The sequence below is a fragment of the Pedobacter yonginensis genome (assembly GCF_003173595.1).
GTDB lineage: Bacteria > Bacteroidota > Bacteroidia > Sphingobacteriales > Sphingobacteriaceae > Pedobacter > Pedobacter yonginense.
The window spans coordinates 1,059,655-1,082,836 of record NZ_QGNZ01000002.1 but is presented as its reverse complement, the minus strand read 5'-3'; the positions used below and the strand labels follow the sequence as shown (position 1 = coordinate 1,082,836).

Below are 23,182 nucleotides of genomic sequence, written 5' to 3'. Positions count from 1 at the left end.
AGCTAATTCAAATCATTTAGTTTGAATAATGTTCCTCTGCCTAAAATATTCTTGGGATCGAATATTTCTTTAACCTTTTTCATAAAGGCAAAATTCTCCTCCCCAATCATTTGTTTAAGATAATTACACTTCAGCTTTCCTACTCCATGTTCTGCCGAAAAGGTTCCCCCCAAAGCAATTGCATCAGTGCATAACTTACTATATAATGCCTTGCCAGCCTGCATTTCAACCTCATTGGCGGGGAGTATATTTAAATGCAAATGAGAATTACCAAAATGGCCAAATGCCACATATTGAAGGCCTTTCGCTTCTGTTGCCTGGGTAGCCATACGATAGAAATCTTCGAACAGATGAAAAGGAACTGCTACGTCAGTTCCTAATTTCCTTAAGCCTCTTTTCTTTATAATCTCATTAACAGTAACGGGTAAAGAGTGACGCATATTTTTAATTTTTGCTCTGTCATTACTATCCGCACCAAACCAAATAAATGAGGTATCGATTTCCTGACTTATAAAAAAAGATTCCCATTGATTTAGGATGTCTTCATAAGACTGATTTGCATTTACACCATATTCTATCCACACTGCTGCTGTAGCAGTTTTAGGAATATCCGTAAATTTGTCTCTTAAGAGGTTAAGCGAATTTTTATCAAAAAACTCTATCGCATCTGCTGCTATACCATTTATGTTTTTTAATTGAAAATTATTTGATGATTGTCGGATTAAATCAATACAGGTGAAGCAATCTGATAAATCCTGAAAAAAAACAACCAGCGAAACATAATCTAACGACCTTTTCTTTAGCTTAAGTTTTGCTTTTGTAATTACACCCAAGGTACCCTCTGCACCAATAAATAAATCTATTGGGCTCATGCCAGATTTTAAAAAATAACCAGCAGCATTTTTTACATCTGGTAAAACATAACTTTGGGGTATATTAAATTGTATAATATTATCTGCTTTAGTAATTATACAAAAATTATCCTCTTGAATATTCTCACTCCTTGAAAAGGAAATCTCCTCACCGGCTGCCAAAATAAAGTCCAATTCTAAAATAGAATCTCTCGTTGGTCCGAAACCGAATGACCTGGCTCCTGATGCATTTGTTCCAATCATCCCGCCAATAAAACAAGAATCCTCTGTTGGATCAGGAGGGAAAAACAAACCTAAAGGCGCTAATGCTTGTTGCAAAGACTTTAATGTAACGCCCGGCTCTACGATTGCAAAAAGTTCTTGTTCGTTGATTTCTATTATTTCGTTTAATTCTTCTGTTGACAATACCCAACCAGAAGATGGTAATGATGAACCTGTTAGGCTTGTATGGTTACCGCAAACAGTAAGTGGTGTATTACACTTGTTAGCTGTTAAAACAACTTCACGTACTTCCTGACTGTTTTTTACAATAAAAACCTTATCACAAGCTCCAGATAAATTGGCCTGATCTGTCGTATATTGATAAAATTCTTCTTTATTTTCTTTTACAATCATAACGTTTACCTTACCTACAATCCCTAGAAAGTAAATTACTTATTTTTTTATTAACCAAAGCGAAGATGGGTTTAGGGGTTATTTCCCAAATTTCTCAGAATATGTCAAAAATATCTCTCTCAAAGACTCATCAATATCAATAAATACCTTTTTCACATTTCCAGGCCCATAGCTTAATATGCTTCCTAACTGGTTACCTTTATTTTTTTTATCTCTTGACAGCGCTATACAATAAGCATCAAGATTTTCTTTTGTGAATTTAAACGGAGGTATATTCTTGTTTAAAATCTCGTGCATTTTTTCGAAATCCTGCTCGCTTAAAATCCCTCTTTGCAGAGAAATATAATTAGCTAAATCCATACCAATTGAGATTGCTTGTCCATGAGGAATTGCATAGTGAGTAATAGCTTCTATTGCATGCCCAAATGTATGACCATAATTAAATATGTGCCTTATTGATGTGTCAAATTCATCAATTTCAATAATATGTTTTTTTATCCTTAAACTATTACTGATAAATTTAGACAACAATGCTCTATTTGTTAAAAGTTGCTCGTATTCGTCAGAGATTTGCTGTGCGAGCTCAATTCCCTCAGTAAAAAAGTAGTGCAACATTTCTCCAATTCCAGATCTAATTTCAGATTCAGTAAGTGTATTTAAGAAGTCTGTGTAAATAAATATTTTGGATGGTGGATTGAAAGTGCCAATAAGATTTTTGTACTGATCAAAATTAATCGAACTTTTACTTCCTATGCAGCTATCACATTGAGCTAAAAGTGTTGTTGGATAAAATCGCCACTCCACACTACGAAAAAGAATTGATGAAATAAATGCGACTATATCTTGCGTAATTCCTCCTCCTATTGCAACTAAAGCATCATTTTTACGAACATTTAAATCCAGAAGCTTTCTAATAACTTCTTGAGTATAGTCCATTGTCTTATTTTGCTCATTGGATGAAACTAATACATATCGTCCTTTACTAATAACAGCAGAAAGATCAGCCCCAAAAAGCTTTGTAATTGTTTCGTCGATAATGAAAATACAATTGCCGTCTTCAACATCTTTGGCAAGTTGATTTGAAAGATCATTAATAAAGCTAACGGTATATGCTCCATTAACTTTTGATTGAATCGTAATTAACTCAGACATTTGTAAAGCCTCCATCGACAACTATATTTTGACCAGTGATATAGGAATTTAAATCACTAGCCAAAAAAATGACTGCTCGTGATATATCTTGTACCTGTCCCATTCTTTTAGCTGGGATTTGTTGGGTAAGATCTTCGATTTCCTTTTGGCTTAGATTTGTACGGGTCATATCTGTCATAATAAAGCCAGGTGAGACGGTGTTTACTAAAATATTATACCTTGATAAATCATTAGATACACCTAAAGTTAAGCCATCTACACCAAACTTAGTAGTTGTGTAACATGTACGACGTTCTTTACCAATTTTACTGAATATGGAAGCGATATTTATAATTCTTCCATAATTATTTTCGATCATTCTTGGGCTTACATCTCTAATGAGCTTAAACGGTGCTGTAACATTTACAGCCATCATATCATCCCATTCTGCAGTTATGATATTTTCTACACTATTATGTTTATTAAGACCTGCATTATTGATCAGAACATCAATTTTTGAATATTCTGCCAATTGAACCAGAAATTGATCAACACTTTGCGATGACGTAAAATTAACACAGAAGAAATGTTTTCTTTCCCCTGATTTCAAAGAAACGTTATTCAACTCTTCTATTTGTTCAGCATGGGTACCAGTAATTAATACTGTACCTCCTAAGGCATGGAAATCTTCAGCAATTTGTTTTCCAATTCCTCTGGTACCCCCAGTTACAAGAATTATCTTATTGGTAAAGTCTAACTTCATTTTTTAAACTAATCCGTCCTCTTTCATAATGTTATATTGCATCCAGGTAACGATGATGTGGTTGATTACCAAATGTACGTCTTCAACTGGTGCATACTCACCTTTTGGTGTACTCACAACTACAGGCACTTGTACAATATCTTTAAGTTTACCACCGTCAAAACCCAACCAACCCATTACTGTGCCTCCTTGCTGCTTGAACCACTCTGCAGCCACCACAAGATTTGGCGAATTTCCGCTAGCGGAAATTACAATTAATTTATCGCCCTTTCTAAAATGAACTTTTAATTGATCTAAAAATACATTTTCGAATGTACTATCGTTACCAATTGCAGAGATGACTGAAAGATTGTCTGTCAAAGCAAGAGCACGATAAGATTTATTTTCTGGTTTATTTGATTTTTTTAAAACACACAGACCAAAATCATTCCCGATATGTGATGCCGTAGAGGCTGAGCCACCGTTACCGATAACAAAAATAGTCTGATCATTTTGCCTAGCCTCTTCAAGAATATTAATGCATTCTCCAACCTTTTCATGGTCAAGTGCTTGTAGCAAGGTTACCAAATGATTTACATATCCTAAACTGAAGCCCGCAGGATCCAAGCCTTTTTCCTGATAGATTTTATCTAAATTATTCATGTTATTTTATACTTTTTATACTTTAAATATTTTATTAATTTGGATTGGGAATATTATACTTCTCTCTCCAGGATTCATCACTGTAATAAATATTGTAAACCAATTTCATAGTTTCCAAAGCATCATTACTTGTACCTGAAAGCACAGATTTGTTGTTTATTATCGCATCTGCAAATTCAAAAATCTCATCCTTCCATGAATTATCTTTTAAGAAGTTAACATTTTTAAATTCCATTTGGCCATCCATAGAGTCTTCATCTCTTTTACCTATGATGATTTTTTCTTCTCCATAACTTTTTGAACCAGATAAAATACCATGTAACTCGATGTATCCCTCGGATAATGCAATATCCATTACAAAACGATGTTGCCATTGAGTAGCCGTAGAATGAAGCATTGCAACTCTGCCGTGCGTATCTTTCATAATTGCGTAGGCATTATCTTCTATATCATGGTTCCAATAAGTATTATCGATAAAACTTTTTACCTCTACGAATTCACCACAAAATAAACGCATCAAATCAACCATATGTATTCCTTGATCCAACAAAATGCCACCGCCTGCAACCTCTCGCTTACTACGCCATCCGCCAGAAAAGCTAATAATTTTGCTTTTTCCATATACACCGCGTACGTTTATTACCTTTCCTAGTTTTTCGGAACGGATAATATCAAGAGCCATTCTTACTGAGTCGTGATATCTATGATTAAATCCATATTTTAATTTTAGATCTGGGTGTTTCTTTTCAGTTTCGATTACCTTACGAATATCTTCGACGTTTCTACCTGGAGGTTTTTCGCAAAAAACATGCATCTTATGATCTAAACCAGCAATCGTAACTTCGGCCGCTATATCATTAGGTAGGCAAACAAAAAGTATATCAAGTTCTTCTTTTAATAGTTCCTTATAGTTTGTGAAATGCTTCATCCCTTCCGCATCTGTAAAGACTTCCTTATAAGTTTGATCGCAAACAGCAATAACTTCAAGATTTGGATGTTCATTAATAAATTGATGTCTCCTTTTGCCAACAACACCGTAACCAGCGATACCAACTTTTAGTTTTTTCATTATTGATAGAATTCTGCTTTATGAATTTAAGTTAATTATTAGGTGATATTTTATCTGAAATAGTATTTTCTTTCTGATAATTTAAAATGTGATGTATTGATGCCATCCCCATATCTACAACAGCCTGATATGCATTACCTGCAATATGAGGTGTACAAATAAGATTCGGTAATCCTAATAGAGAGGAATCGGTAGGAGGTTCAACTTCATATACATCAAGTGCAGCGCCCGATATTACATTATTAGATAGTGCTTCTTTTAGATCTTCTTCGTTAACAATCCCTCCCCGTGCAGTATTTATAACACTAGCCGTTGATTTCATAATAGCAAGTGTATCCTTGTTAATCATATTTTTGGTTTCTGCAGTTAGTGGCGTATGTACTGTTACAATATCAGCCATTTTAAAAAGAGTTTCCTTATCTACCATCTGAACATCATTCGCTTTTGCGAAGTCAGAAACATCAACAATATCATTAACAATAACGTTTGCATTAAAAGGTTTTAGTAAGCGAATCAGCTCTTTTCCAATATGCCCAACACCAATTATGCCAATACACCTTCCATTCAATGAAAAGCCTCCTGATTTATTCCAGTGCAATGTTTTTAATTGATTAGATGTAAGATAGAGATTTCTCGAAAGCATTAACATAAAGCCAATTGTTATTTCAGCAACCGATTCTTTGTTAACTCCTCCTACCCAGCCAATTTTAACATTTCTATTTGCACATGCTTCAAGATCAATATTATCTAAACCAACACCGTACTTCGCAATAATTTTAAGCTTTGGTAAATCAGAAAGTAAATCTTCATTTATGGTTTCTAATCCTGTTATTATTGCATCAGCACCTTCATAGTATTGCACCAATTCATCGCGTGTAAATCTTTTTCCTTCAGTATTAACTACCGCATCTGGAAAATAGGATTTTAGCGCATTTACCAGTTCTTGATTTTTAGAAAAAGCAACAGCAGAAACTACAACCTTCATATGATTAATATTTACCCCAGTATTTATCGTTCTCAATATGAGCCTCAACAATGCTTATATCAGCCAGGTTATCAACAGAATATGATCTAACGAAAGGATATGGTGCAACGTATTGTCTAAAATCCATATCTAAAATCCTATTACTGTCACATGCTTCCAATTTTTCCAGTCTTGTTTCTGCATGATCAGAAAAGCGTTTCAAATATTTCCAGCGAAAAGCGAATAATCCATAGATTCTTCTGGCTTCAAGCTCAATTGAGAATTTATTACCGTTATATGGAATTGCTGCTCTCGAAGTATAAAGTACTTCCCAGTTATCATTATGAATAAGTTTAACGGTATCTGGATTTCTCCAAATTTCTTCTTCTTCAATTAGCATTCCTAGAATTGTTCCTTTTATGTTCTCGTTCTTCAGCATAGGTTCTATCAGAGCTTCAAACATTTCCGGATGTAACATCGGTTCATCGCCCTGTACGTTAATAACAATATCATCATCATGAACTTCAAAGTCGGTGATTTTAGTAACCGCTTCAGCTACACGATCCAAAGCTCTCGTATGGTGATTACCGGTCATTATATATTTGTAATCATTCTGGGTTGCAACATCAACAATTTCCTGATCACAGGTTGCAATACTCAAATGATCCCATTTATCGTATAATTTAGCTCTACCCCAAACGTGAGCAATCATTGGTCGATCTATGATATTAAAAAGGGGTTTCCCGGGAAAGCGAGAAGCAGCCATTCTTGCTGGTATTATTCCAATTATTTTCATGTTAAATTTTATGGACGTATAATTTTCTTTTGAATTTGTTAATATTTAGTTTTTTATCCCAGCTGTACTTCCGTACGATACAAATTGGACAGCTCCTCATTGCTTCTTCCCAGTTTGTCAGACTGAACTTGGTCAGTTGTTTTTACCCAATCTGATTTTTCAGCAGATACATAAAATGAATGTAGCAATGAAATACTACCAAAACTATCATCCTGACTTACTGGATATGGAGTATTATTAAACAAAAATGAGGCTATATCTTCGTACATCTTCTGATGACCTCTTCCATATACTCTTCCCCGATCTGGAAGATCAGAAAAATCATCGCTGTATTTAATGCATTCTTCAGGATTAGGTGTAAAAACTTCTAACTTATTAACTGCTATTCCACCCAGTTGTGCCAGTCCTTTCGACCCTACAATTGATAGTGATGCTTCGAAATCATCAGGGCGTGCAGATGTAGTTACTTCCAAACTACCAATTGCCCCATTATCATATGTAAATGTTGCAACAACAGAATCTTCGACCTCAATATCTGCTCCTAAAGTACGCATAATTGCATTTACTTTTTCAACCTCACCTCCCAAATACCTCAGTAAATCGATATGATGAATACCCTGATTACTTATTGCACCGCCATCGTGAGAATAAGTACCACGCCAAGGAGATAAATCATAATACCGCTGAGGCCTGCACCACCGAAGCCTTACATTCATAATCCTGATTTCGCCAAGTTCACCATCTGCAAGTGCTTTCTTAACCCTTTGCACTGCTTTATTATACCTATTTTGAAACACAGGAAAAATGTACAATCCTTTTTGTTGAGCCACCCTATATGCTTCTTTTAATTGGTCCGGACGCATAAATGTTGGTTTTTCAACAATGATGTGTTTTCCATAGTTATTCATTATTTCCAAAGCATGTTCATAATGCATGCCTGATGGAGTAGCAATAACTACAATATCTATCTCAGCAAGCTCATTAAACATCTTTCTATAATCTGTATAGTATGGCACCCCAAATTCATCACTGTAGGCTTTCGCTTTATCTTCTTCCAAATCGCAAACAGCAGAAACTGATAAGCCTGGTACATTTTCTATTGACCGGTAATGATGGCCCGAAATTCGGCCACAACCGATAATTGCAATATGATATTTTTTATTTTCCATAATAAATTCTAACTCATAGATTGAATGGTTTGTTCAAGCTCAGTACAGAAATATTCCATCTGTACAGCATCACCAACAGTTGTTCTCAAAAAGGGTGAAAAAGGTGATACATTTATTGGAGATTTAATGAATATTTTTTTCTCCATTAATTTTTCTACAACTTGCTTGGGATCCACATTTCGGTTCAATTTGAAATATACAAAGTTGGTATCACTGGGAATAACTTCCATTCCCATCGAGTTCAGTTTTTCTTTCAAAACTTGTTTTCCTTCATTTACATCAGCAACAAATTTTAATTTTATTGATTGATTCTCTACTAGGTATTTAGCAATTTTAGCTGCAACCCCATCTATTTCATGTACAGGTTTAACACGGTAAAGTTCTGCAATTAATTCTTTGCAGGCTAATAAAAAACCAACACGAACTGATGCTATGCCAAAGGCCTTCGACATTGTTCTAACAATAAGCAAATGATTATAGGTATTAATATGTTTAAGCATATCAACTTTACTAAAATCAACATAAGCCTCATCCACTAATACAATTGTATTTGTGTTTTTTGTATGCTCAAGCACTCTTAAAATATCATTTTCAGCTACAGTTACACCATTATGTCCAGGATTAGAAATGATAACCATTCTGGTTTTTTCTCCAATTGACGCTATCAAATCATCAATATCGATTAAAAAGCTATTATTATAATGTTTTACCGTTTCTACGGCACCAAACAATTTGGCATATACAGAGAACATTGCATAGTTTGGCGCATAATTTATTACCTCATCTCCCTGTTCTATGAACGTTTCATAAACGGCCTTAATGCCCTGATCAGAACCTGCTGTTATGAGCAACTGTTCCCGATCTACTTTAAGCCACTTACAAACAGCTAAATACAAAGGTTCCAATTCGCCATAAGCCACAAGATCAAATGACGTAATAGAAGCCATTATTTCTTTAAACTCTGCCTCGGAGAATAGTGTTGTACGTTCATTTTTCTCAAAACGATATAGGTTACTTCGCTCCAAGATATCTGGAGAAGGTCTATCAATCATCGAAACTAATTTTTTCGATTTTATCATATTTATATAAGCATTATTAAAATTAATAACTCTATAGTTCTGTTCTTAATTTACTGTAATAGTGAGCATTAAGATATTTTCCATTTTTATAAAGTAAATGACGCATCAAACCATCCAATTTAAAACCAGCAGCTTCTGCACTTTTTGCAGATGCAATGTTACCTTCTACAACTATTGCATATATACGGTGAAGGTTTAGCGTTTGAAAACCATAATCACAAATTAATTTCCAAGCCTGTTTACCAAATTTCTTTCCCCAGGCGTTACGATCACCAATAACTATACCTAACTCGGCCGATCTATGCACCCAATTAATATTATGTAGTCCCGTACAGCCAATATGCTTCCCGCTTTCTTTTTCAATTATCGCTAATACTACTTCGTTAGGGTTATTGATCAAGGAATTGTAGTATTGTGTCTGCTTCTCAATACTATTTGGAAAAATGCCTTTATTTTGGAAAGTGGTAACATCAACATCATTAAGCCAAGTGTACCAAGGTCCGCTCAAATCTGATTCTCTCAGTTCGCGTAGATAAATTTGTTCACTATCGATGAATGGGACGTCTTGCATATTTGCCATTATTTACTCGTTATATTTTCGAATCTTTTGATCCATATTTTTCAATTCTGTTTCCAACAATAACTGCCGGATTGCCAACTACGATGGAATATGGAGGGATAATACCACTAACTCTAGCACCCGCACCAATTACCGAACCTGTACCAATATGTGTACCAGAAAGCAGGATGCAATGTGCACCGATCCAAACATCTTTTTCAATTACCACACTGTACTCTTGCCCCTGGAATTTAATAGCTTTTGCAAAATGCCCCTGATTTAAAATTGGCTTATCTAAATCTCTGAAACTATGGTTTCCAGACCTTAAATAAGTTCCTTCCGCCAGAGCAGTATCACTTCCAATAAATACACCTTTGCAATTGCCCGCATTTACATTTACATTTCTACCAAATAAACAATTGTCACCAATATCAATTGTATTTGGTTGGCCAAATCTAACTCCAGATTCAATAATGGCATTTTTGCCTAAAGAACGTAAATGTTTTTTGTAGTAGCTATTTCTTAACTTATTACCAAATACTGTATCAGGCCAAAAAATGATGAGATTTCCTACAACATTTTTTAACTCTCGTATAGGAGCTGAAATAGTATGAATAAACTTCCCCATTTAGTCAATATTCTTTCGGTTCATAAATTTAAATATTTTATTTAGATATAAACGTTCACTGCCATTTAACCAAAATACAAAAAACAATATTAAAGACAGACAGAGCAAAAGTATTTTATATACAATCGTATCTAAACCTACAAAGTGAATGACTAAATAAATTAATGGTAAAAAAATTAGCGGTGATATTACTCTGGCCCATTCTACCCTCATATAAAATAATTTATTAGAGATTATATATATTGAAGAAGAGGTAAACATGTAGGTCAGCAATGTCACAAATGCAGCACCCATATATCCGAAATGAGGAATTAACCAATAGTTTAAAGCAACATTAAAAACGATTGCGAAGACTGAAATAATAATGTAATAGTATATTTTTTTATAAAAATAAATTCCAAAGTCAAGAATACCCTGATATCCATAAAACAACAACGAATACATAATTATCGGAAATACCTTTGCTGCATCACTATAATCTTTATTTTTAAAAAATATCCCCATTAGTTCCATACCAAAAAGCATAGATATCATTACAACACCTACCCCTACAATGGTATAGTAAGAGATTATTTTAGTCGTAAAAGTTTCTGCATCTGGATTATTTGCATACTGCATCCTAGTTGGAGCCCAAATAAGTGAAAATGGCATAATTACCAGAATATTAAGGATTGCTCCCAACCTATAGCCCAAAGAATAAACACCAACCTGCGATAAGTCTAACAAATCTTTGATGATAACCCTATCTACCCATTCTAAAATATAGAAAAACAAACCTGCAACTGACGCTTGAATCCCAAAACTCAAGATTGAAGTAAAATATTTTTTCTCGAGAGTAAACGTTATAAATTTAAATTGATTAAATAATAGAACAAGAAAAGCTAAGGTACTTGAGACCAATAAACCTATCAGAGGAGCGTATATTCCACTTTTAAACCTAGTTAGCAGTAAATATGTAATCCCGAAATTGAGTAATACACTTAGAATTGTCACCAAGAAAAACATAAATGATTTCTTCTCATATCTCAGAATCAACGTCATTAAATTAACAAGAAATACAGCAGCTGTTCCAGCAAGAGTTAAAATAATCGCTAATGCATATTGATCGGTTTGAAATAAACTTAAAGATATATATCTAGCAAAGATTAAAGCCAAAAAAAGAAGTAAAATTGCCCCTCCAAACGTTACTAATAATGCTGTCGTTATAATTTTTTTTCGGTAAAGTAGGCTATCCTCATCATAGTAAAATCTTGCCAGAGCACTCGATGCTCCAAAGTAGAAGATAGCACTGGCCAAAGCGCTCATTAATAACAAAAGACTATATGCACCAAACGTGGCAGTAGTATAGTAAGTTGTCAAAATAGGCAGTAAAATGAACCCTAAAACACTTTGTAAAGAAGATGTTAATCCATAAATAATACTATGCTTGAAAACTTCTTTGATCTTTTGTAGCAAATTGGCCGCCCCACTTATCCCGCTCATTAGCCCTTATAGTTATTTATAATATCTACTACATATTGTACATCCTCATCAGTCATAACCTGACTAATTGGCAAACTAATTACTTCTCTATGAATTTTTTCAGAAATTGGATAGCTTAAATTATTCCATTCTTTATATGCTTCTTGTTTGTGGGGAGGAATTGGATAGTGTATTACCGTTTGAACTTGATGGTCTAACAAATACTTTTGAAGTTTATCTCTATCTGAACAACGGATAACAAAAACATGCCACACATGCGCTTCTTGATGCTTTACCTGTGGCAACATTATTTCTGTATTATTAATTCCCTTTATATATTTATTCGCAACCTCTTTTCTCCGAGAAGTTTCTTCCTCTAAAGTCCCTAACTTTACATTTAACAAAGCAGCTTGCAGTTCATCCAGTCGGCTGTTTATTCCTTTGTATTTATTTTGATACTTTACGTGAGAACCATAGTTTAATAATGCTTTAATTGTGGTAGCTAACTCTGTATCATTTGTTGTGATTGCACCCGCGTCTCCTAAAGCCCCCAAATTTTTACCAGGATAAAAGCTAAACCCTGCGGCATCACCAAGATTGCCTGCCATTCTGGAATCATCCCCTAATGCACCGTGGCTTTGTGCACAATCTTCGATAACTTTAAGATTGTGTTTCTTCGCAATCTCATTAATCATCTTCATATCACAAAGTTGCCCGTAAAGATGAACAGGAAGAATTGCTACAGTTTTGGAGGTAATATTAGCTTCCAATAAAGTGGGATCAATATTAAAGGTTCCTAAGTCTGGCTCCACCAATACTGGAATAAGATTATTTGCTGATATAGCTAAAATACTTGCAATATAGGTATTGGATGGAACAAGGATTTCATCGCCATCTTTAAATAAACCTAATTCTTTATATGCTCTAATGATCAAAATGAGCGCATCTAATCCGTTTGCAACTCCAATGGCATATTTTACTCCAACATAGTTCGCAAATTCGATTTCAAATTGCTTTAACTCATTACCCATGATATACCAACCTGAGTTGAGCACTCTTTCAAAAGCCTCCGTTAATTTTAATTTGTGCTGTTGATTTATATTATATAGGTCTAAAAACTTAATCATAGTTTAATCGGTCTGTTGTCTTTCAAGATGTATTTATCGCCTGTTTTTTTATCAATTAGATTCAAATCCAATAGCTGGGAATCATCAGTTATATACCCTTTATGTACAGCGGGGTTGCCGTACCAGACTGTGTAAGGTAATATATTTTTTGTAACAACACTTCCTGCTCCAACAAAAGCCATTTCCCCAATTTCAACCCCAGCAACTATTGTTGAATTAGCTCCAATCGAGCAACCTTTTTTAAGTAATGTTTTTTCAAAAGGTTTATCATGAACTTTAGATCTTGGAACGAGATCATTAGTAAACGTCACATTTGGGCCTAAGAACACATTATCTTCAATCCAGACCCCATCCCATAGTAGAGCCCCTGATTTAACTGTAACATTATCTCCAATTACCACATCATTTTCTATAAAGCAATTACAATTTATATTGCAATTACGTCCAATTTTAGCTCCTTTTAAAACCACACAAAATTGCCATATAGATGTAAGTGCTCCGATTGACGTAGTTTGAACGTCAGATAAATCATGGATAAAATAGTCCTTTGGTTCCATTATAAATTACTTATCTTTTGTGAAGTTTATATAATCTTCATAATCCCTAATATAGTCAGTTTCATTGTAGGTCTGTGAAGCAAAAACTAGGCAAATTGATCCTGAAGAAAAATTAATTTCTGAAGCCCAAATACCCGGCGGGATATGAAGCCCAATATACGGCCTGTTTAATTGTATAATTCTTTTGGTCTTTCCATCATCTAAAAGTACCTCAAAGCTACCGCTTGCAGCAATCAAAAATTGATGGCATTCTTTGTGTGCATGCGCTCCCCGAGATTCCCCTCCTGGAATATCATATAAATAAAAAACTCTTTTAATATCAAATGGCACTTCAATTCCATTATGAACCGGGGTAATATTGCCCGCTCTGTTCTTAATACTCGGTAATTCGAATATTGTACAATCGTATGTTGATACCATTTTACCCATTTATTTTTGATTTCAAAAAAAGCTCATAATCTCTTTCATAATCATTCTCATTATATTTGGTAGATGCAACAATAAATCCTAACGAATTCGTTGAAAAATTCTCCATATGTCGCCATGTACCACTTGGTACATATAGCCCGTAATAAGATCTGTTTAAAGAATAAGTTTCCTTTTTTAAGCCATTATCAAGCACCACATCAAAACTACCACTTAGGGCTATAATAATCTCTAAATTTGTGTGGTAGCTATGCCCGCCTCTAACCTCTCCTCCTGGCACATCATAAATCCAATAGACCCGTTCAATTTCAAATGGAATTTGATGCCCTTCCTGCAGAAAAGAAAGATTGCCACGTTGATCTAAAACTTTTGGAAGTTCAATTAATCTTGGATCGTTTATCATGATTTTATAAATTCTTGATTGTTTTTATACCAATGATACGTTTTAAACAATCCGTCATTAAATTTAATCTGAGGATCGTATTCCAATAATAAACGTGCTTTAGATATATCTGCTAAACTATCTTGAATATCTCCTTTTCTACTTTCTCTATGAATAGGAATAATATTTTTTGATTCAACATTGTTCAAAACCTCAAACATTTGTTTTAGGGATGTTCTATCTCCTACTGCCACATTATAAATTTGATTAACAGCATCCTTATTATCCGTCATTAATGCTTTTATATTTGCTTGTACAGCATTTTCAACATAGGTAAAATCACGAGTCTGTTCTCCATCGCCATTAATATACGGTGCTCTATTTTCTAATATTGCCTGAATAAACAACGGTATAACTGCAGCATAGGCACCATTTGGATCCTGCTTTGGACCAAAAACATTAAAATACCTAAGACCTATTGTTTCAACGTCATAGTTTAAAGCGAATACATGGGCATATAATTCGTTCACATATTTAGTAACCGCGTATGGGGATAATGGTTTTCCAATTACCTCTTCTACTTTGGGCAAAGATTTACTATCACCATATGTTGATGAAGATGCGGCATAAACCATCCGCTTCACATTTGAATCCTTAACAGCAATCAGCATATTTAAGAATCCATTTATGTTAACTTCATTTGTTGATACGGGATCGGCTATAGACCTCGGAACTGATCCTAAAGCGGCCTGATGTGAGACATAATCAATATCTTCACATGCTTTTTTACATGTTTCTAAATCTCTAATGTCTCCTTCAATCAATTCAAAGTTAGGGTTAGAAAAAAAAGGTTCTATATTTTTTCTGTGCCCATTGCTAAAGTTATCTAATACTCTAACTTTTTTTGCTCCATTATTCAGCAACACTTCAATGAGGTTTGACCCAATAAATCCTGCACCACCAGTAACCAGAAATGAAAATTGCTCTATTTTTTTAAATACTAAACTCATTATAATCTCCTATCAACGGTGTTTTTTGGCAATATACCTTTAACATCAAATATTATTCCTGAAGGATGCTTTAAATCTGAAATATCGATTTCAAGAAATTCCTTATGTCCAACTGCTACAATAATGCCTTCAAACTGTTTATGCAAACTATCATTGATTTCATTAATTATAGTTAATCCGTACTCAGTTTTTACACTCTCCTTATCTGCCCACGGGTCTAATATGGTAATATCCATATGATATCTTTGAAGCTCTCTAATGATATCAGTAACTTTTGTATTTCTAACATCGGGACAATTTTCTTTAAATGTAATCCCCATGATCAATATTTTTGCAGTCGATACATTAATCTGTTTTCTCACTAATAACTTAATGGTTTCATCCGCAACGTAGCTACCCATATTGTCATTTAATCTTCGCCCGGCTAAAATTATCTCTGGGTGATAGCCAACTTCTTGAGCCTTTTGAGCAAGATAATAAGGATCTACTCCTATACAATGCCCCCCCACTAAACCCGGACTAAATTTTAAGAAATTCCATTTGGTACCGGCAGCTTCTAAAACTTCCTGAGTATCAATACCAAGAAGATTAAATATTTTGGCTAATTCATTTACAAAAGCAATGTTAATGTCTCTTTGAGAATTTTCTATAACTTTTGCGGCTTCAGCTACCTTAATACATGAGGCCTTAAACGTTCCAGCCGTTATTATTGAAGCGTATAAATTATCAACTACGGTTGCAATTTCTGGAGTTGAGCCTGAGGTAACTTTTAATATTTTAGCCACAGTATGCTCTTTATCGCCAGGGTTGATTCTTTCGGGAGAATATCCTGCAAAGAAATCTTTGTTAAATTTAAGCCCTGATTTTTTTTCTAATACTGGAACGCATTCATCTTCTGTTGCTCCAGGGTAGACCGTTGATTCGTAAATTACGATATCTCCTTCTTTTAATACATTACCTACTAATTCGCTCGCCTTCTTTAAAGGTGTTAGATCTGGTTTATTGTATTTATCTACTGGGGTTGGGACAGTAATTATAAAAATATTAGCGTCATGAATTTCCTCTGGAGTAAAAGAATAGGTTAGTTTTTGTGCCAATTCTAGATTTTGCGAATCAACTTCGAGCGTTCTATCAAAGCCACCTTTGAGCTCTTCGATTCTTGATGTATTTATATCAAATCCAATAGTATTATATTTTTTACCAAATTCAACCGCTAGTGGCAAGCCCACATAGCCCAGGCCAATGATGCAAATTTTTATATCTTTATTCATCAGAAATTATTTCCTTATATATTTTACTTAACACTAAACCTATTACCGCTAAAAAACCAGCTAAAAATGCTCCAAAAACGGATCCTTTTGCTACCCCCAGCTTTTCAACCCTTAATGGATAAATCGGTTCATCTATTACTTGTATTAGTGGAGTTTCTTTTAGTAACGATGTCTTAGTCATCTCTAAATTCTGAACAAGCAACCCTAGCATTCCTTTATTTGTTTCGGCACTAAATTGAGATCTTTGAATAGGGGCCATTCTTTGAACCTGCCTAGTTGGGTTTAAATTCGGTGTAGCATCAGCTACTGAGGCTGCATCATATATTGCTCCATTCATTACTCTTCTTACTGAGTCTGTTTTATGCTGCAAAATATTGATGTTATCTATTGTCTTCTTAGTTTTAGTCTGTTTATAAAAATCATTTACTTTCTGAACAATATGATTATTGAAAACCTTCGCAAAAATTTCATCAGTAGCATTTACGTTAACCTGAATAGTACTTAGTTTTTTATCTGGTTTTGAAACTGTTAAATAATTTTTATTTATTACACTAACAATTGATCCCATAATACTATCACGAAGTCTTCTATCGGGCTCACTATAGTTTTTTGTGTTTACTCCAAATTTAATGTTAGATAATTTCGGGTTATTTTTCCATTGTTTTTTTAGCTCATTAAATGCAATAAATCTATCAACCAATAATTCTTTAGACTCATCAATAGTGTCTAAAAGAGTTTTTTCAATCATGGTCCTTGATTTATATAATTGCAGAATATTATCTCCCTGAAATAAACCTCCTCCCTCACCCAAATTAATTCCCGCAATCGATGCTAACCCACCTAATCCCCCAAGTCCGCCTTTTTCACCTTCTTCTAAAACAAAAGTTGTAGTTGCAGTATAGACGGCTTTTTTTGATCTGGCATAGAAAAAACCTATAACACCTCCCATAATTACAAATAGAGAGATAACTATCCATTTGGAAAGTAAATATCTCGACCACCCTTTCGTTCTTAAAATAAGCTCCTTTAAAGATATTTCACTATTCTCTGGAGATTGGCTCTGCTGAATTTTAATTGCCATGTATATTATGAAGATTAAGTAACATGTACTTAGATTTTTTTATTTGACATTGACAGAATCTAAGCGAAATTGAAATTTTGACTCTGATCAAGGCATAACCTACAACGCTCATACACCAAACTATCTTAGCAGACTTACAATAATTGCGCCTAAAGAAGCAACTGCAGTTCCTATGCCTATCCAGCTTTGAGCAGTTAATCTTTCTCTTCCAGCCCGTTTTGGAACCAAAATTTCTGCACCAGGTTTGATAATTGGATTATTATTAAAGAATATAAACTTGCTTACTGCTGCGGCAGATCCATTCGCATATTTAACATAAACACCTGCCTTCCTTGCATTTGAAGTAAAACCACCTGCACCATTAATGTATTGTCTAAGACTTTTTCCTGGTAAATAAACGATGCTGTTTGGATTTAAGACCTCCCCAGTTACCTTAACGGTTTGTAATGTTCGAGGAACCCTAATGATATCGCCATCCTCTACAATTAAATCGTATTTGGTGTTTGGATTTGCTAAGATCTTAACCAAATTAATTCCCACCAAGTCGCTTTGAATAAGTTTTTGCTCTACTTCTGCGGCAACAGTGTCTTTCACACCAGCTTCTTGCGCTCTTTTGAGATTTAAGAATTTTTTATCGTCTTCGTCTTTATTATTGATAGCATTTTTGTCATTAGGATTTACCTTTTCAGCTCCAGGTCTTTTTAATGACGCGCCATCAGGATAAGCGGAGGATGTTAAACCACCTGCTCGTTTAATGAGTTCAGATATTTTTTCATCCTTCCTAGTGATGGTATAGGTACCTGGATACACAACTTCACCCTCTAATTTCACCTGTTTTTGAATGCTATAGCCTTCAGAATTTCTAATAGAGATAATGTCGAATGGTTTCAAAATAAAAGGCTCTCCTTCTATTTTTAAATTTTGATCTACACTCACGGTAAAAAGTTCTGCAGTTGTGGCCGAAGCAAGTGTAGCTTGGCTATTTTTCACTCGCCTTGATATTTCTATTCTTGTAGGCGTTGCACCCTCTTTAAACCCACCAGCTAACTGAATTATAGACTCTAAGGTCATACCATCCGCGTACTCGAACGTGCCGGGGGCTCTAACTTCTCCTTGAATACTCACTTTGTATTCGTCTCTTAAATCGAACAAAGATGAGATTGTGATTTTGTCTTCTCTTTGCAAGGAAATATCATTTCCTGTGCCTGCGATGATTTTGGCTACATCAAATGAAATTAAAGATTGTGTGTTATCTGGATTTAATCTATTAATATAACCTCTGTTTAGAAAGGCATCTTCTGTTAAGCCATCCGATTTATTAATTAATCCCCTTAAAGTTAAACCTTTGTCGAGCTCATAAACGCCTGGCCTAAACACCGCACCAATAATTTCAACTCGGTTTTGAAAACGGTCCAATATTGCCTCTACGATATATTTATCGCCATTCTGAGGTTGGTAGGTAGAGAATTCTGCCGCAGAGATGTCGACGATTTTTCGATCTCTATCAGTGTTTTGGAAGGCTTTAACTTTAGCCGTGTAAGCTTGGGTTGTAAATCCACCTGCAAAATCTAAAACATCTTTTAACGATTCTCCGTTTACAACTTCAAATAAAGCAGAACGTTTAACTTCTCCCGTTACTTCTACTCGTTTGTTAAACACGGGAACATTTATTACGTCTTGATCTTGCAATCTGATGTTACTTTGCTGAATTCCTTTTAAAAGAAAACTGTAAATATCAATGGTTGATATAACACGGTTGTTCCTAATCAGTTGAATGGTTCTGAATGATCCATTTTGTGATGGCCCTCCAGATGCATAAAGGGCATTATATACGGTGGAAAGTGAAGATAAAGTATAAGTTCCCGGTTTAACCAATTGCCCGGTTAAAATAACTTTGATGCTTCTAATATTTCCTAAATTAATGGCTAAACTGGTTCTTCCCGAGCCAAGAGAAGGGTAGGTTTTAGCCATCGCAGACCTAATTTTTGAAGTAGCTTGTTCGATGGTTAATCCTCCAACAGCTATCCGACCAACATATTGCAGATTGATAATTCCATCTGCGCTTACTTGAAGATTATAACTGGCTTCGTTATCGCCTGTTAAATCGATTAGTAACTTATCATCTGGACCGATTACATATCCTTTTGGTGTTGCAATTCGAAGATTTGGTTCGAATGTTATATTTCCATTCCTAAATAGCTCAGATCCAAATATTTTTGGCCCGATCTCTTCATCCGAAACTTTCTTTTCATTATCCACCTTGCCTCCATCAGTGGTTTCGCTCATTTCTCTACCTGTACTGGCAGGCTTATCGTCAACCTTAACTGCAGAACCCTGTTTTCTTACTTTATCAACCCTTAATCTAAGTTTTTGAATTTCATCAGATTTCATCCCTTGAGCGGCCGCCATTTGCTCTAATTGGGCATCGTTGTAGCCAGCAGATTCGGCTTTTTTCATCAACTGCAAAATCTGTGCATCAGACAACTCATCCACTTTAACATTAGCATAATTCTGAGCACTAGCAGTTAAGCTGATAAGGAGGGAGAAAAATATAATAGATAATAGTATGTTTATTCTTTGTTTCATAGGTTGCCGATGTGATCGGGATGGTTATAATTTATTTGAAGTTGAAGAAATGGCATATTTAAAAAACTCCTGTATTTAATATACGATTTAAAGCAAAGCTATTAAATCTATTCAAAATAATTCAAAGTTCCAAAGCCACCTGCTTTTAGATATTCATCCTTTTTCATTAAGTGAAGATCTGAAACCACCATGTCTTTCACCAATGCTGGCAAATCATATTTCGGCTCCCAACCAAGCTGGGTTTTTGATTTAGTAGGGTCACCTAAAAGCAAATCAACCTCTGTTGGCCTAAAATACTTTGGATCAACCTTAACAACAGTTTGCCCAAATTTTAAACGCTCGGCATTTAAACCGAAAGCTTTAACTTTATCTTCATCGATGTCGATAATCACACCCTTTTCATTTTCATCCTTGCCGCTAAACTCAATTTCTATGCCAAGTTCTGCAAAACTCATCCGAACGAAGTCTCTCACTGTAGTTGTAATCCCTGTGGCGATTACAAAATCTTCTGCTTTTTCTTGTTGTAAGATAAGCCACATTGCCTCAATATAATCTTTAGCATGACCCCAATCACGTTGCGCGGAAAGATTTCCTAGGTATAAGCAGTTTTGCAAACCCAAAGCAATTTTAGCGGTAGCTCGGGTGATTTTTCTGGTTACGAAGGTTTCTCCTCTTAACGGACTCTCATGATTGAAAAGGATGCCATTACAAGCAAACATATTGTATGCTTCACGGTAGTTTTTGGTAATCCAGAAACCATACATCTTAGCTACGCCATATGGTGAACGGGGGTAAAAAGGTGAGCTTTCATCATAGAAACCCCTCTCGTTTTTATTTTCAGGCATACCTCCATATAATTCTGAGGTTGATGCCTGATATATTCTAGTTTTTTTCTCAAGCCCTAAAATCCGTACTGCTTCTAAAATTCTAAGTGTACCAATTCCGTCCACATTTGCCACATACTCTGGAGAATCAAAGGAAACCATCACGTGGCTCATCGCACCCAAATTATAAATCTCGTCAGGTTGAGTTTCTTGTATAATTCTAATGAGGTTTGTAGAATCGGTTAAATCCCCATAATGTAACTTAAACTGTACGTTTTTCTCGTGCTGATCTTGATACAGGTGGTCTATTCTATCTGTATTGAACAATGAAGATCTTCTTTTTACGCCATGCACAAAATATCCTTTTTTCAATAAAAATTCGGCTAAATAAGCTCCATCCTGACCAGTAACTCCCGTAATTAAGGCAACCTTCATATTATTTGTTCATACATTTTTAGGCTTGCAAACATACACAATAATTTAAATGTAACGAAACCACTATGGGTTAACAATTCATTAACTTTTCAAAAATCACTCCTTTTAGGAATGATTTAATCTACAGACGTGCATCAACCTTATTGCGATCAATAAATGATTTAATATCAAAAATAATTACGCCATTGCTCTTCAGCGTTTCGTAATCAAAATCTAAAAATTACTTATGGGGAACGGCCAATTTCACGGCATCATAGAATTTGCTATAAAGATGCAATGCCCACCCACCCAACAAGGTTTGTAATTTAAAAAATTTCATTTTGTGTACGCGGCAGCTAAAACATTGGATGTGTCGATGTTCATCCGGTCAAAAATAAGGGTAAGCTCATTTATGAAAGATATCTCCTTTTTTTACAACAATACCGAGCATTCTGGATGCATTTAGTAGGGGTTCTAAATTTGGGCGTTTTGAATGATCAATTGGGATAGGAACGGTCACGATATAAATATTGAATTTACTAATGTCGAGCAAACTCGAACTCAGTGAAAGACCACTTGTGTCGGATGCAATATTTAAAACTAAGTCCAAATCATATAAGTTAGCTTCTCACGTATGATCGGAACTGTGTCCTAACTCCTTAATTCGATGTTCGCTGGTGTCAAAGCCAACAACTTTATATTTCTTGGCAAATTCTATCGCAAGTGGTAAACCCACATAACCTAAACTAACAATCGGCATTTATTCATCTTTCATCTAAAAGCTTTGCGCTATCTTTATAAAAAGACAACCTGCCGTTAAACAATTCATCCGATGAAATCGGCTTAGAGAAACCTTCATCGGATGAAAATTATAGAAGAATATATGTTTAAATTATTTAATCTGTTTCAAGAGGTAACTGCCGTAACCACTTTTAACTAATGGCGTAGCGATTGCTTTGAGTTGTTCCGAATCTATAAAACCCATTCTGTAGGCAATTTCTTCAATACATCCAATTTTTAATCCTTGGCGCTCTTCTATAATCTGAACAAATTGACCGGCTTGCATTAACGAGGTAAAGGTTCCAGTATCTAACCAAGCGGTTCCTCTGCTCAAAACCCCAACTTTCAGTTTCCCTCGCTCCAGATATTCTCTATTGATGTCTGTAATTTCGTACTCGCCTCTTGGTGATGGTTTAATATTCTTGGCAATTTCTACAACCTCATTATCATAAAAATATAAACCTGGTACTGCGTAATCAGATTTCGGTTTGAGTGGTTTTTCTTCAATAGATATTGCTTTTTTGTTCGCATCAAACTCTACCACGCCATAACGCTCTGGATCTGAAACTTGGTAAGCAAAAACAACGCCGCCATCGGGGTCAGAACTAGCCTGCAAAAGCTTAGCCATTCCATCTCCATGGAAAATGTTATCGCCTAAAACCAGGGCAACTTTATCCTTTCCAATAAATTTTTCACCGATTACAAAAGCTTGAGCCAATCCATTGGGCTCTGCTTGAACCGCATAGCTAAATTTGCATCCTAAAGATGCCCCATCTCCCAATAACTTTTCAAAGTTTGGCAAATCGTGTGGTGTGGATATGATTAAGATCTCTTTAATGCCGGCAAGCATTAATGTAGATAATGGATAATAAATCATCGGTTTATCATAAACCGGCATCATCTGCTTGCTGCATGCAAGTGTTAAAGGATGTAAACGGGTTCCGCTGCCGCCAGCTAAAATTATACCTTTCATTGT

General features: G+C 35.0%; 23 protein-coding genes. All 23 read right to left on the bottom strand.

Annotation, left to right across the window (positions count from 1 at the left end; all coding sequences use genetic code 11):
* Positions 1–2: 2 nt before the first annotated feature.
* Positions 3–1,487 (bottom strand): FAD-binding oxidoreductase, encoded by a 1,485-nt coding sequence (locus DHW03_RS11575; protein ID WP_109925940.1) that lies wholly within the window; start codon positions 1,485–1,487, stop codon positions 3–5.
* A 78-nt stretch (positions 1,488–1,565) separates the two neighbouring features.
* Positions 1,566–2,654 (bottom strand): AroB-related putative sugar phosphate phospholyase (cyclizing), encoded by a 1,089-nt coding sequence (locus DHW03_RS11570; protein ID WP_109925939.1) that lies wholly within the window; start codon positions 2,652–2,654, stop codon positions 1,566–1,568.
* A complete protein-coding gene (locus DHW03_RS11565; RefSeq protein WP_109925938.1) occupies positions 2,632–3,381 on the bottom strand; it encodes an SDR family NAD(P)-dependent oxidoreductase in 750 nt (249 codons plus the stop codon). Before DHW03_RS11565 ends, DHW03_RS11570 begins: the two co-directional genes overlap by 23 nt.
* 3 nt (positions 3,382–3,384) lie before the next feature.
* Positions 3,385–4,023, bottom strand: coding sequence for an SIS domain-containing protein (locus tag DHW03_RS11560; RefSeq protein WP_109925937.1), 639 nt, complete (start codon positions 4,021–4,023; stop codon positions 3,385–3,387).
* A gap of 34 nt (positions 4,024–4,057) precedes the next feature.
* A complete protein-coding gene (locus DHW03_RS11555) occupies positions 4,058–5,092 on the bottom strand; it encodes a Gfo/Idh/MocA family protein (protein ID WP_109925936.1) in 1,035 nt (344 codons plus the stop codon).
* A 31-nt stretch (positions 5,093–5,123) separates the two neighbouring features.
* Positions 5,124–6,077: a phosphoglycerate dehydrogenase gene (locus tag DHW03_RS11550; protein WP_109925935.1), complete on the bottom strand. Its 954-nt coding sequence runs from the start codon at positions 6,075–6,077 to the stop codon at positions 5,124–5,126.
* 4 nt (positions 6,078–6,081) lie between these two features.
* Positions 6,082–6,852 (bottom strand): 3-deoxy-manno-octulosonate cytidylyltransferase, encoded by a 771-nt coding sequence (locus DHW03_RS11545; protein ID WP_109925934.1) that lies wholly within the window; start codon positions 6,850–6,852, stop codon positions 6,082–6,084.
* A 53-nt stretch (positions 6,853–6,905) separates the two neighbouring features.
* On the bottom strand, positions 6,906–8,021 hold the full coding sequence (locus tag DHW03_RS11540) for a Gfo/Idh/MocA family protein (protein WP_109925933.1): 1,116 nt from the start codon (positions 8,019–8,021) through the stop codon (positions 6,906–6,908).
* Between the two features lie 8 nt (positions 8,022–8,029).
* Positions 8,030–9,100 carry a pyridoxal phosphate-dependent aminotransferase gene (locus tag DHW03_RS11535; protein WP_109925932.1) on the bottom strand — a complete coding sequence of 357 codons (1,071 nt, stop codon included), beginning with the start codon at positions 9,098–9,100 and terminating at the stop codon, positions 8,030–8,032.
* A gap of 31 nt (positions 9,101–9,131) precedes the next feature.
* Positions 9,132–9,680 (bottom strand): GNAT family N-acetyltransferase, encoded by a 549-nt coding sequence (locus DHW03_RS11530; protein ID WP_109925931.1) that lies wholly within the window; start codon positions 9,678–9,680, stop codon positions 9,132–9,134.
* Between the two features lie 10 nt (positions 9,681–9,690).
* Positions 9,691–10,287 carry an acyltransferase gene (locus tag DHW03_RS11525; RefSeq protein WP_109925930.1) on the bottom strand — a complete coding sequence of 199 codons (597 nt, stop codon included), beginning with the start codon at positions 10,285–10,287 and terminating at the stop codon, positions 9,691–9,693.
* Complete coding sequence (locus tag DHW03_RS11520; RefSeq protein WP_109925929.1) at positions 10,288–11,769, bottom strand: lipopolysaccharide biosynthesis protein; 1,482 nt, start codon at positions 11,767–11,769, stop codon at positions 10,288–10,290. It abuts the gene before it with no gap.
* Complete coding sequence (locus tag DHW03_RS11515; RefSeq protein ID WP_109925928.1) at positions 11,769–12,875, bottom strand: DegT/DnrJ/EryC1/StrS family aminotransferase; 1,107 nt, start codon at positions 12,873–12,875, stop codon at positions 11,769–11,771. The genes DHW03_RS11520 and DHW03_RS11515 overlap by 1 nt, the downstream gene beginning before the upstream one ends.
* Positions 12,872–13,432 (bottom strand): acyltransferase, encoded by a 561-nt coding sequence (locus tag DHW03_RS11510; protein ID WP_109925927.1) that lies wholly within the window; start codon positions 13,430–13,432, stop codon positions 12,872–12,874. The genes DHW03_RS11515 and DHW03_RS11510 overlap by 4 nt, the downstream gene beginning before the upstream one ends.
* A 6-nt stretch (positions 13,433–13,438) precedes the next feature.
* On the bottom strand, positions 13,439–13,861 hold the full coding sequence (locus tag DHW03_RS11505) for a sugar 3,4-ketoisomerase (protein WP_205940993.1): 423 nt from the start codon (positions 13,859–13,861) through the stop codon (positions 13,439–13,441).
* Positions 13,854–14,261 carry a sugar 3,4-ketoisomerase gene (locus DHW03_RS11500; RefSeq protein ID WP_109925926.1) on the bottom strand — a complete coding sequence of 136 codons (408 nt, stop codon included), beginning with the start codon at positions 14,259–14,261 and terminating at the stop codon, positions 13,854–13,856. The genes DHW03_RS11505 and DHW03_RS11500 overlap by 8 nt, the downstream gene beginning before the upstream one ends.
* Entirely contained in the window at positions 14,258–15,250 is a 993-nt protein-coding gene (locus tag DHW03_RS11495) for an SDR family oxidoreductase (protein ID WP_109925925.1), read from the bottom strand. Before DHW03_RS11495 ends, DHW03_RS11500 begins: the two co-directional genes overlap by 4 nt.
* Entirely contained in the window at positions 15,250–16,521 is a 1,272-nt protein-coding gene (locus DHW03_RS11490; protein WP_109925924.1) for a nucleotide sugar dehydrogenase, read from the bottom strand. Before DHW03_RS11490 ends, DHW03_RS11495 begins: the two co-directional genes overlap by 1 nt.
* On the bottom strand, positions 16,514–17,602 hold the full coding sequence (locus tag DHW03_RS11485) for a lipopolysaccharide biosynthesis protein (protein WP_109925923.1): 1,089 nt from the start codon (positions 17,600–17,602) through the stop codon (positions 16,514–16,516). Before DHW03_RS11485 ends, DHW03_RS11490 begins: the two co-directional genes overlap by 8 nt.
* A 120-nt stretch (positions 17,603–17,722) precedes the next feature.
* The gene (locus DHW03_RS11480; RefSeq protein WP_109925922.1) at positions 17,723–20,188 is read right to left on the bottom strand and encodes an SLBB domain-containing protein; all 2,466 of its coding nucleotides are present in this window, start codon (positions 20,186–20,188) and stop codon (positions 17,723–17,725) included.
* Positions 20,189–20,295: 107 nt separating this feature from the next.
* Positions 20,296–21,447, bottom strand: a complete 1,152-nt coding sequence (gmd, locus tag DHW03_RS11475) for a GDP-mannose 4,6-dehydratase (protein ID WP_109925921.1) — start codon at positions 21,445–21,447, stop codon at positions 20,296–20,298.
* A gap of 607 nt (positions 21,448–22,054) precedes the next feature.
* Positions 22,055–22,186 carry a hypothetical protein gene (locus tag DHW03_RS19525; protein ID WP_240618520.1) on the bottom strand — a complete coding sequence of 44 codons (132 nt, stop codon included), beginning with the start codon at positions 22,184–22,186 and terminating at the stop codon, positions 22,055–22,057.
* Positions 22,187–22,318: 132 nt separating this feature from the next.
* A complete protein-coding gene (gene rfbA, locus DHW03_RS11465; protein WP_109925920.1) occupies positions 22,319–23,179 on the bottom strand; it encodes a glucose-1-phosphate thymidylyltransferase RfbA in 861 nt (286 codons plus the stop codon).
* Positions 23,180–23,182: the final 3 nt, after the last annotated feature.